Annotated in this window: 7 protein-coding genes; 1 reads left to right on the top strand and 6 read right to left on the bottom strand. The window is 30.9% G+C overall.

Annotated elements, in window-relative coordinates:
* Window positions 1-317 precede the first annotated feature (317 nt).
* A complete protein-coding gene (locus Q1A46_RS13745) occupies window positions 318-2,786 on the top strand; it encodes an outer membrane beta-barrel family protein (RefSeq protein ID WP_299679733.1) in 2,469 nt (822 codons plus the stop codon).
* A gap of 84 nt (window positions 2,787-2,870) precedes the next feature.
* Here the strand turns inward: Q1A46_RS13745 and Q1A46_RS13740 are convergent, their stop codons facing one another.
* The 6 genes from Q1A46_RS13740 to rpmH form a co-directional block, all read right to left on the bottom strand.
* Window positions 2,871-4,196 (bottom strand): TolC family protein, encoded by a 1,326-nt coding sequence (locus Q1A46_RS13740; RefSeq protein WP_299679730.1) that lies wholly within the window; start codon window positions 4,194-4,196, stop codon window positions 2,871-2,873.
* A complete protein-coding gene (locus tag Q1A46_RS13735) occupies window positions 4,197-7,367 on the bottom strand; it encodes an efflux RND transporter permease subunit (RefSeq protein ID WP_299679727.1) in 3,171 nt (1,056 codons plus the stop codon).
* A gap of 3 nt (window positions 7,368-7,370) precedes the next feature.
* A complete protein-coding gene (locus Q1A46_RS13730) occupies window positions 7,371-8,504 on the bottom strand; it encodes an efflux RND transporter periplasmic adaptor subunit (RefSeq protein ID WP_299679724.1) in 1,134 nt (377 codons plus the stop codon).
* An 8-nt stretch (window positions 8,505-8,512) separates the two neighbouring features.
* Complete coding sequence (locus tag Q1A46_RS13725; RefSeq protein WP_299679721.1) at window positions 8,513-8,968, bottom strand: MarR family winged helix-turn-helix transcriptional regulator; 456 nt, start codon at window positions 8,966-8,968, stop codon at window positions 8,513-8,515.
* A 140-nt stretch (window positions 8,969-9,108) separates the two neighbouring features.
* Window positions 9,109-11,961, bottom strand: a complete 2,853-nt coding sequence (carB, locus tag Q1A46_RS13720; RefSeq protein ID WP_299679718.1) for a carbamoyl-phosphate synthase large subunit — start codon at window positions 11,959-11,961, stop codon at window positions 9,109-9,111.
* A 104-nt stretch (window positions 11,962-12,065) separates the two neighbouring features.
* Window positions 12,066-12,227, bottom strand: a complete 162-nt coding sequence (gene rpmH, locus Q1A46_RS13715; RefSeq protein WP_095072834.1) for a 50S ribosomal protein L34 — start codon at window positions 12,225-12,227, stop codon at window positions 12,066-12,068.
* Window positions 12,228-12,244 lie beyond the last annotated feature (17 nt).

The following is a 12,244-nucleotide window of genomic DNA, read 5'->3' as shown; positions in this document are numbered from 1 at the left end:
TTATAGTTTAGTACAATACAACACACATAGAAAAAACCCTACATATAATATTCAGTTTTAACACTAGATTTAATTTTACACCAAACAATTGTTCATACCTATAATTTTATTATTAAAATGACAATTTGCTTGTTTCAACTCTTTTAATTCTAAAAAATAAAAACAATAAAACCTAAAAAACTGTTTATCAACACAACAAATTAAAGTAAGGTTTGCTAGTTGTTAATTTAAGTTAAATAAAACTTAAAAGGGAGTTTTTAGGTAACAATTTTCTCACCCAAATGTCTAGTCGGTATAACAACTAAAAGATTACAACAATGCAAAAAGTACTATGCTTATTTGTTATTTTAATAAGCACATTTTCATTTTCTCAAATGAAAAAAGAATATTTACCTAAACCAGGAAAAGTATCTGGAAAGGTAATAGACAAAACAACACAAGAACCATTACCATATGTAAATATTATTATTAGAGATACTGCTAAAAAAGTAATTACGGGAGGAATTACAGATGAAAAAGGAATATTTAATGTTCCTAAAATTCCTGAAGGAAAAAATATTGTAGAGATCCAATTTATTGGTTACAAAACTATAAGCAAAGAAATTACAATACAAAAAGGAAATAGAAATATAAAACTAGGGACTATATCTTTAGAGGAAGATGCTACAACATTAGATGAAGTAGAAGTTAGAGCAGAAACGTCTACTGTAGTTCAGAAAGTAGATAGAAAAGTTATTAATGTTGGTAAAGATTTAACTTCTGCTGGTGCAACAGCTTCTGAACTATTAAATAACGTACAATCTGTAAATGTAGACAGTCAAACTGGAAATATCAGTTTACGAGGTAACGAGAATGTTAGAGTTTTAGTAGACGGGAGACCAACAAATGTTCCTGTAGCACAATTATTAAGACAATTACCTTCTTCTTCTATAAAAAGTGTAGAATTAATCACAAATCCTTCTGCAAAATATAATCCTGAAGGAATGAGCGGAATCATCAATATTGTTTTAAATAAAAATGCAAATATTGGTTTTAATGGTTCTTTAAATACTGGAGTTGAAGCTGGACATTATGTTCGATATAATGCTTCTACAAACATGAATTATAAAACTGGAAAAGTAAACTTCTTTGGTAATTATGGATTCAATGGAGGAAAGCAATTTAACTTTGGTTTTGTAAATAGAGATAATGTAAACTTGCAAGATTTTCTTTTCAAAAACGATAATGAATCTCATTTGTTCAAAATCGGAGCTGATGTGTATATCGATGATAAAAACACATTTTCATTTTACACAACACAAAATTGGGCTAACAATTTTGCAAATGGTCGTGTATTAATTACTGATAACACCAATACATTAATTAGTAATTCACCAAACACACAAGATCCAAGTAGTCATAATCAAACTTACAATGTAAATTATAAGCACGATTTTAATGACAAAGGACATAACATCGAGTTTGAATCTACATATTCGTTAAACGATAATCCAACATTTTTAACAAACTCTGATTTATTATTAAATCCAACTGACAGAGATTATCGATTATTGAATTACTTCAACGATATTAATAATGAAGGTGAAAACATCTTGATGAACTTAGATTATACAAATCCTATTTCTAAAAAAGGAAAATTAGAAATTGGATTAGAATATAGAAGTAACAAAACTGATAATACAAACATTACAAACCAAGAAAGACATGTAATTACTGGAAATACTATTACAGGTACTACTCCTATCGGAAATTCTAGTTTTACATACGACAGAAAAATATATTCTGGTTATGTGAATTACGGACATCAATTCGGAAAACTTACGATGCAGTTAGGAGCTCGTTTAGAACAATATGAAATCGTAGGAAACTTTACAGGATTAGATGATAACTCAGTATTAAGAACAGAAGTAGTTACAGATGATATTTTCTCTGTTTATCCGTCTGCTTTCTTTACGTATAATCCATCAGAAAAGAATCAATTTCAATTAAGTTATAGTAGAAGAGTTGATCGACCAAGCATACAACAATTAAATCCGATTCGAGAATGGAGTACGCCATTAATTACTTCAATTGGTAATGAAAACTTAGTTCCACAGTTTACAAACTCTCTTGAGGTTAACTATACACGTAGAATTAAAGGCGGATCTATTACTTTAGGAACATTCTATAGAAATATTAATGATGTAATCTCTAGAGTTACATTTAAAGATCCTACAGATGTTTCAGATGTACGTCAGATTTTAACATTCCAAAACTTTGAAGATACAGACGCATATGGAATTGAACTTTCTGCAAATTATAAAATTGCAAACTGGTGGAGAGCTAATGCTAGTGCAGATTTCTATTCTCAAAAGCAATTTGGTGTTACCGATTTAAACGATCCTAATGCATCAAGATTAGAAGTACAAAACGAAGTATTTAACGCAAGAATTAGTAATAGTTTTACAGTATCTAAACGATTACGTTTACAATTATTCGCTATGTACCGTGGTGCTCAAGAAGATATTCAATGGAAAACAGATCCTATGAAAATGGTGAATTTAGGAGCTAATTATACTGTATTTAAAGGAAAAGGAAATGTAACTTTTAGAGTTAACGATATTTTTAACACAATGCAATTCCAATTCCAATCTAGTAATCCATTTGTTCAGAATGGAAGATTTAAATGGGAAAGTAGAACAGCATATATTGGATTCAACTACAGATTTGGCGGTGGAAAAAATAAAGCGAAATCTAGAAGACGAAGAGATAGCAACGAGAAACAAGGTGGCGGCGGTTTCTTTTAATTGAAGGGTAAAGTATTAATGCCAAAAAATCCGAAGTTGTTAACTTCGGATTTTTTTTGTTGTACATTTAACTATATAGAAAAGTTAAAAATTATTATTATCAAGTAAACTTCCAGCTAATTGTAACAACTGAAGTTCTGCATTTTTAGCCACATATTTCGCATTGTTTCTATTAAGCTCAGCGTTTATAAGATTAATTTGTGCTTGTCGAAAATCTATTGAAGATATTTGACCTAGTTTATATCGTTCATTTGAACGCTCGAAATTCAATTTATTAGTTTGAACATTTTGCTCTTGAACCTTAAGTGAAAACAAACTGTTTTGATAAGTTTCCCAGGCATTATTTACATCTCTTTCTAATTGTTCTTCTAATTGATTTTTACGAATCTCTTGTGTATCTAAAGCTATTCTTGCATTAGTTACGTTTGTCTTCGTTCTACCTCCATCGAATATATTCCAAGATAAATTTACACCTGCATTTAAACCTGTTCTAGTATTACTAATTGGACTAAATGCATTTGTTGCATCACTATTACTTTTATTCCAAGCATAAGAACTAGTTAAACTCACGTTTGGCATCCAACCTGATTGGTTAATTTTTACATCTAACTTACTTAGCTCTATATTCTTTTGAGATTGCAATAAATTAGCATTATTAGCATTAGCTTGTGATAAAATAGAATTTAACACCAAATCTTCACTATACAAAACATTAGTATCTACAGTAACAGGAGTATTTACTTTTCTACCTAAAACAACATTTAAATCTCGCTTAGCATTATTTAATTGTCTTCTTACATCGATATAAGTTATACTATCGTTATTTACATCAACTTCAGCATTTAAAACTTCAAGTTTTGTACTTTGTCCATAATCAAAACTGTACTTGGCTCTTTTTAAACGCTCTTTTGATATAGTTAACGCTTGTTTTTGAGTGCTTTCATTTTCTGTTAACCTTCCAACTTCATAGTATGCTATAAACAAAGTAATTAATGTATTTTCCATTACTTGACGCGCTTGTAATTCGGTTAGATTATAACTTTCTTTTAACCTTTTAAAGGTATTCTTTCTATTAAACCCGTTAAAAAGCGTATAGTTTAATCCAACCGAAGCATTATACGATTTAGATTCTGCTCCAGTAACAGAATTAATAGTACCATCTTGAAATTCAAGATCTGTGTCATTATTTGTATAATTTGCTCCAGCATTTCCAGTAACAGTAGGTAAATAACCACTATTGTAAATACTTTTATTGTTTTTAGCTGCTTCTAAATTATTCTTAGTAATTCGTATATCGTAATTATTTTCTAACGTTAATTCTACCGCCTTTTCTTTACTTAATAATTCTTGAGCATGAAAAGAATAACCCGTTAGTAAAAATCCTAATATGATTCCTATTTTATTTCTCATCTATATATCTTTTATGCTAATTTCTTCACTTTCTGATTTTAATTCTTTGATAGCTCTTTCAACCTCTTCTCTACTTGGTTTTTTCCCTTCCCAGAACCATTTTACGTATACTTTTGCATAATTAGAAATTGAAAGTAAAACTGGTAATGTTAGTAATGTTAAGAAAGTTGCTATTACAATTCCATACGCAATAGAAATTGCCATAGGAATTAAAAACTGAGCTTGTCTACTTTCTTCAAAAATTAAAGGTGCTAATCCAGCTACTGTAGTAATTGTCGTTAAGAAAATTGCTCTAAATCTCGATTTTCCAGCTGCAAATAAAGCCTCTTCATATTTTAATCCTTCTTTTAAATAACTGTTGAATTTACTAATCAACACTAAACCGTCATTTACCATAATACCGATTAAAGCAATGATACCTAAAAGAGATAAAATATTCACTGCGAAACCATGAAAATAATGTCCCCAAGCAACTCCAATTAAACTAAAAGGAACCATTATTAATAACATAAAAGGTTGTCCGTAAGAACGGAATGTAAATACAATAACAATGTAAATTAACAGTAAAATAACTGGTCCTACAACTGCTGCTGACCCTGAAACTTTTGACGCTTCTCTATTTTGACCTTCATATAAAGCAGTTACTGATGGATATTTTGCAGTGATTTCTGGCATTATTCGTTCTTGAATATCTGTTAGAGCGTCTGTTGCACTCGCTTGTGCATCTTTCATGTCTGCTTCTACCTTAATCTCTCGCTGTCCTTCAAGATGATTTATTGAAATTTCTCCTCTTTCAATCTCATAAGTCGCTATTTCAGCTAAAGGAACTCTATTCCCTGAAGGAGTTGCGATTCGCATTTCATCTAAATTTTTAATAGATGAACGTTCTTTCTTATCGTAACGCACCCAAACTTTAATTTCATCTTGTCCTCTTTGAAAACGTTGTGCTTGTCTACCAAAGAAACCACTTCTAATTTGAGACATTACTTCATTTAAATTCAAACCTAAGAGATATGCGTTGTCTTTTAATTGAATCTTAATTTCTTTAATACCTTGCGGATCATTATCAGTAACATCTTTTAATTCCTGATTTTTTTTCAGTTCTTCTTTCAGCTCTAATTTAGCTGCTTTTAGTTCTTTTATATTATTACTTAATAAAGAAACAGAAACCGGACTTCCTCCAAAATTTCCTCCTGAACCAAAGGTTAAAGATTCTACTCCATAAACATCTCCTACTCTATCACGAATTACATTTGTGATTTCTCTAGAGCTAAAAGTTCTTTCTTCACCTGGTAATAAATTGATTCGCAGAGAAGCTTGAGCAGAACCTGGACCAATTTGTTTTAATATATTTTCTACAACTGGTTCTCCATCAACTCCATATTTTTCTGTAAACTCTTTCTCTACTTCCCAAACTTTAGCCTCAACAACAGAAATAATACTATCTGTAATTTTCTCATTAGTTCCTTGAGGCATTGTTAGATTTACTGAAACACGATCACTTGCTATAGACGGAAAAAATGTTCCTCTAATAATACCACCTTTAAATGCACCTGTAGTAATTAATAATAATGCAAAAGGAATTACTAAACCTATTACTTTATAATTTAAAACAAATTTTAATGCTGGTGCATAAATATTATCACGCATAAAATCCATAGCGATTTCTGCGTATTTGTTTAATGTATATAATTTTTGATTTCTATCTAATGATTTAGAATGCGCTACGTGAGCAGGAAGAATTATTAATGCTTCTACCAAAGAAAGAATTAATGTAAGCGCTACAACTGTTGCTACTTCCCCAAAGAACTCTCCAATATTACCATCTAAAAAGAAGAAAACCGAAAAAGCTAAAACTGTTGTTGTAATTGCTGAAATAATTGGAGGAACGACTTCCATAGTTCCATCAATTGCTGCACGAATTGGATTTTTACCTTGCTCGAAATGATGATAAATATTCTCGGATATTACAATTCCATCATCCACCAGAATTCCAATTACTATAATCATTCCGAATAACGACAATACATTAATTGTGATATTAAAATATCCTGCTAACATAAACATTCCAAAGAATGCTACTGGTAAACCTGCTGCTACCCAAAATGCTAATCGTGGACGTAAGAATAATGATAAAAATAACATCACCAACAACATTCCCTGCCAAGCATTTTTAAATAATAGTTCGGTACGTTGGTTTAAAGTAATGGAAGAATCTCGTGTAATTTCTACTTTAACAGTATCGTGTCCTTCATTAAACTTTTCTACGTACTCATTAATTTTCTTAGCTGAACTTAAAAGATCTTCATTATTTGTATTACTTACCTGTACTCTTACCGCTAAATTTCCATTATAATAGTTTCTATTTGGGGTTTCATTCCAAATATCTCTAACTGTAGCTACATCTTTTAATCGGATAATTCTTCCAGAAGCATCTGCTCTAACTACCAGATTATCTAATTCATCTCCATAGTACGATCTATTATTGGCTCTAATTAAATATTCTTCGGCATCTGTTTTTACAGAACCTCCTGTAGTTAAAATATTTGATGTAGAAACAGCATTTGCAACTTGATTGAACGTTAAATTATAAGCGATTAAATCATTCTCTCGAACAGCTATTTCTATTTCTTCAGCAGGATAACCTGAGACTGTTATTTGAGAAATCCCATCAATTCTTCGAATATCATTTTCTATATTTCTTGCAATATCTTTTAATGATTTTAATGGGATTTTATCTCCTGTAACTACGAAACTTATGGTCTCTGCAACATTTTCAACTTTTGCTACAACTGGAGGTTCCATTCCTGTAGGAAAATTCGGAACTTTATCAACCGCATTTTTTACATCTGCTAAGACTACATTTATATCGTAATCTTTAAGCGTTTCTACTCGAATACTAGCAGAATTTTCAGAAGATGTCGATGTAACTCGATCTACTCCAACTAAACCTTTTAAATTGTCTTCAATTTTAAGTACAACTCCTTCTTCTATTTCTTGTGGAGAAGCACCTGGATACACAACATTAATATTGATAAACTTTGCTCTTGTTAAAGGAAAGAAAGATGATTTTAAAGTTGAAAAACCAAAGTATCCTAAAATTACAAAAGCAATTATGATAATGTTTACCGCAACAGGATACTTAATAAAATATGCTATTATTTTCTTCATTCCTTACTTTTTTACTTCTTGTTTCGCTTTAGAAAATAATTTCACTGGCATACCTGCATAAGCTCCTGGAACAGGCTTAGAAACTAACTGTATTCCATTTTCTAATCCTTTTATAATAACTGTATTTTCATTAAAATGAACAGGATTAATATCTACCAAGTCTAATTGATTGTTGTTAACTACATAAACAGCTTTATTTTCTATCAATAATTTTCTGTTGATTTCTAAAGCATCTTGAATAGATTTTGTAGCAACACTCGCTTCTAAATACATTCCCTCTCGTAAACCTTTTCCTTTAACTTCAATAAAAACCTGTACAGTTTGTGAAGTTTGATCTATCTTTCCATTAATTCTGGTTACTATTCCTTCCCAAGTTTTTGTTTTTTCAAGATTATATAAAACTACTTTTTTTCCTTTCTCTAAAAGATCAGCAAAACTTGCACTTACTGACAAAGGAAGCTCTAATACCGAAGTATCGATAAACTCACCCATTTTTTGTCCAGATCTTACTAAAGTTCCATTAGTAACTAAAGCTTCAGTTAAAATTCCATTAAAAGGAGCTCTAATATTATATTTTCCTAAACGAACTTCTAAATTTTTAATGTTATAGAACGTTGTATAAATATTCTTACCTGAAATGAAGTACTTTTCTTTATCTGACTTTGGTTCTGGTAATGGCTTTAAGGTAGAATTAATATCAAAGCTTTTTAAATAAGTATCCCAAGCTTGGAAAGACTCAGAATAATCTAAACGAATGTCTGGCATTACAGAAGCTATTAAATTCTGTAAAGAACTTCTTTGAGATTGGATAGAAGCGTAAAACTCTTGATTATTTATTCTTAGTAAAGTTTGTCCTTTTTTATATGAAGTTCCTACTCTAAAATCCTTTCCAGCAGTTTGTAAAACTCCCTGAACTTCAGAATAAACATCTACTTTATTTTTTGCTATTAAGTTACCATTTGCAGTAATTTTAATTGGAATTTCACTGTTTTTAACTGATTCAACAAAAACGGTTTTTTCTACTTTTGTTGCCTTTTTTTTCGGCGTCTTTTTACTACTTTCAAATCGTTTTGATACAATTACTGCTAAGGCTAAGATTAATATTCCTACTCCTATTGATATGATTAGTTTTCTCATGTTTATATTTAGTTGCTAATACAACTGTTATCTGATTTAGCTATTAAATTTTCTTGTACTTTTTTGATGACTTTTATTGTTGCTTTTATCTCTTCCTCAGAAATATTTTCTTGTAATGACTGTGCAAAGTCTTCTATAATTGGTAATGTTTCTTTAAATAATAATTCTCCTTTTTTAGTTAAAAAAATATGGTTAATTCTCTTATCTAATTTTGATGGGATTCTTGCTACCAAACTTTTCTTTTCCATAGTATTTATTAAACGAGTTAATGAGGTTTTATCTCTTCCTGTTAAAAAAGCTAACTCTTGCTGCGGCACACCATCTTTTTCGTCTAATTTCTTCAACAATATCCATTGTGTTTTCGTGAGCTTAATATTTTTCTCATGAAAGATATCTTGAATATGATTGTCAATCATTTTCGTTGTTTTACCTAACCAAGGTGCTAATGTATTTTCTAATCCCATAAAAGCTATTTATAAGATGCAAAATTACGGTTAAGGTTTAATTTAGTTGCATATACAACAAGTTAACTTTCTGTTAAAAAAGGCAAAAAAAAACCTGAAGATTGCTCTTCAGGTTTATATTATAATTTACTTATAAGTAATTATTTACTTAAATACATTTTTCTTCTAGAATATAAATCGTAGAAATCATCGTCTCTTAAATTATCTATAAATAAGATGCTCTCTCCTGTACTCTTCATCTCTGGTCCTAGATTCTTATTTACATTTGGAAATTTATTAAAAGAGAATACTGGTTGCTTGATTGCAAACCCTTCCAACTGCGGATTAAAATCAAAATCAGTCACTTTTTTATCTCCTAACATTACCTTCGTAGCATAGTTTACATAAGGTTCTTTATAAGCTTTTGCAATAAACGGAACAGTTCTAGATGCTCTTGGGTTTGCTTCAATGATGTATACTTTATCATCTTTAATAGCAAACTGAATATTAATTAACCCAACAGTATCTAATGCTAGTGCTATTGTTTTTGTATACTCTCTTATTTGATCTAATACTAACTCACCTAAGTTAAAAGCAGGTAATGTAGCATTTGAATCTCCAGAGTGAATTCCACATGGCTCTATATGCTCCATAATACCGATAATGTATACATTTTCTCCATCACAAATTGCATCAGCCTCTGCTTCAATTGCTCCTTCTAAATAGTGATCTAATAATAATTTGTTATTTGGAATCTTACGTAATAAATCTACTACATGCTCTAATAACTCTTCTTTATTGATTACAATTTTCATTCCTTGACCTCCTAATACATATGAAGGGCGTACTAAAATTGGAAAATCCAACTCATCTGCCAACTTTAATGCCTCATCAGCATTTTCTGCCACACCAAATTCAGGATAAGGAATATTATTTTCTTTTAATAATGTAGAGAAGCTTCCTCTATCTTCTGCTAAATCTAACGCTTTGTAACTTGTTCCAATAATTGGAATTCCGTAACGATCTAACTTCTCAGCCAATTTTAAAGCTGTTTGCCCACCTAACTGAACAATTACACCTTCTGGCTTCTCATGTTTAATAATATCGTAAATATGCTCCCAGAAAACAGGTTCGAAGTATAACTTATCAGCTGTATCAAAATCTGTAGAAACAGTTTCTGGGTTACAGTTAATCATAATTGTTTCGTAACCAGCTTCTTTGGCAGCATAAACTCCGTGTACACAACAGTAATCGAATTCAATACCTTGACCGATACGGTTTGGTCCTGAACCTAAAACGATAATCTTTTTCTTGTCAGATACTTTACTCTCATTTGCTACATAACGTTCTCCATTAGCAGTTTCAATCTCTTGCTCGAATGTTGAATAGTAGTAAGGAGTTTGTGCTTTAAATTCAGCAGCACAAGTATCAACTAATTTATAAACACGTTTGATTTTATAATCTTCACGCTTCTTGTATACTTCACTTTCTAAACAGTTTAACATGTGAGCGATCTGACGATCTCCATATCCTTTTTGTTTAGCTTCAAGTAATAACTCTCTATCTAAAGTATCAATTGTATATGTAGAAATTTCCTTCTCTAAGTGGAATAACTCTTCGTATTGTTTTAAATACCACATATCAATCTTAGTGATATCGTAAATCTTACTTAAAGGAATTCCCATAGCAATAGCATCGTAGATTGCAAAAACACGATCCCAACTTGCGTGAGTTAATTTATCTATTACTTGGTTATAATCTTTATATCCTTTTCCATCTGCTCCTAAACCGTTACGCTTAATCTCTAAAGATTGAGTTGCTTTGTGTAACGCTTCTTGGAACGAACGTCCAATTCCCATTACTTCTCCTACTGCTTTCATTTGCAATCCTAAAGTTCTATCAGAACCTTCGAACTTATCGAAGTTCCAACGAGGAATTTTTACGATTACATAATCTAAAGTTGGTTCAAATAATGCAGAAGTAGATTTTGTAATTTGATTATCTAATTCATCTAAAGTATAACCGATTGCTAATTTAGAAGCAATTTTAGCAATTGGATATCCTGTTGCCTTACTTGCTAAAGCAGAAGAACGAGATACACGTGGATTAATTTCAATTGCAATGATATCTTCTTTCTCATCTGGAGAAACTGCGAACTGAACATTACATCCACCAGCAAATTCACCAATACTACGCATCATTTTAATTGCCATATCACGCATTTTCTGATATGTTTTATCAGATAATGTCATTGCTGGAGCAACTGTGATAGAATCACCAGTATGAATTCCCATTGGATCCATATTTTCAATAGAACAGATAATAACAACATTATCGTTATCATCACGAAGTAATTCTAACTCGTACTCTTTCCATCCCATCATAGCTTTATCAATCATAACTTCGTGGATTGGAGAAATCTCTAAACCTCTAGTTAATGATTTTTCAAACTCTTCTTCATTATATACGATAGAAGCTCCTGCTCCACCTAATGTAAAAGATGCTCTAATACATAATGGAAAACCAAACTCTTGAGCAATTTCTTTACCTTTTAAATATGAAGTAGCTGTAGCTTGTGGTGCCATCGGTACATCGATAGTTCCCATTAACTCTCTGAATTTCTCTCTATCTTCTGTAATATTAATAGCATCAATATCTACTCCGATAATCTCTACTCCAAAATCTTCCCAAATACCTTTTTCATCAGCCTCGATACATAAGTTTAATGCTGTTTGACCTCCCATAGTTGGTAAAACTGCATCTATTTGTGGATGTTCTTTTAAAATTTTGATTATAGAACGAGTATTAAGAGGCAATAAGTAAACGTGATCCGCCATTGAAGGATCAGTCATTATCGTTGCAGGATTAGAATTGATTAATATCGTTTCAATTCCATCTTCTCGTAACGAACGTAACGCTTGCGACCCTGAATAGTCAAATTCACATGCTTGTCCGATTACAATCGGTCCAGATCCAATAATTAAAATCGATTTTAGTTCTTCTCTCTTAGGCATTTGTGTTGTATTGTGTTGTTTATGTAAAAATATAAAATTGATTAGGTATAAAAAAAGGTGTTACTAATAAAAAGTAACACCTCTATATAATTGAATAACAATCATTATTTCTTTGGTCTCGTTTCAGATGAAACTGATAATTTTTTTCTTCCTTTTGCTCTTCTTCTAGCTAATACTTTTCTACCATTAGCAGAAGCCATTCTTTCGCGGAAACCGTGTTTGTTTCTTCTCTTTCTTTTTGATGGTTGGTAGGTTCTCTTACTCATTTTAAATAAATCTTAAA

Origin of the sequence: uncultured Tenacibaculum sp. (genome assembly GCF_947502995.1) — a bacterium.
Lineage (GTDB): Bacteria > Bacteroidota > Bacteroidia > Flavobacteriales > Flavobacteriaceae > Polaribacter.
Note: the sequence above shows the minus strand (reverse complement) of the source record. Positions and strands in the feature narration are given on the sequence as shown.

Coding starts and splice junctions, on each gene's coding strand:
- Q1A46_RS13745 (WP_299679733.1), top strand. CDS start 318: ATGCAAAAAGTACTATGCTTATTTGTTATTTTAATAAGCACATTTTCA.
- Q1A46_RS13740 (WP_299679730.1), bottom strand. CDS start 4,196: ATGAGAAATAAAATAGGAATCATATTAGGATTTTTACTAACGGGTTAT.
- Q1A46_RS13735 (WP_299679727.1), bottom strand. CDS start 7,367: ATGAAGAAAATAATAGCATATTTTATTAAGTATCCTGTTGCGGTAAAC.
- Q1A46_RS13730 (WP_299679724.1), bottom strand. CDS start 8,504: ATGAGAAAACTAATCATATCAATAGGAGTAGGAATATTAATCTTAGCC.
- Q1A46_RS13725 (WP_299679721.1), bottom strand. CDS start 8,968: ATGGGATTAGAAAATACATTAGCACCTTGGTTAGGTAAAACAACGAAA.
- carB (WP_299679718.1), bottom strand. CDS start 11,961: ATGCCTAAGAGAGAAGAACTAAAATCGATTTTAATTATTGGATCTGGA.
- rpmH (WP_095072834.1), bottom strand. CDS start 12,227: ATGAGTAAGAGAACCTACCAACCATCAAAAAGAAAGAGAAGAAACAAA.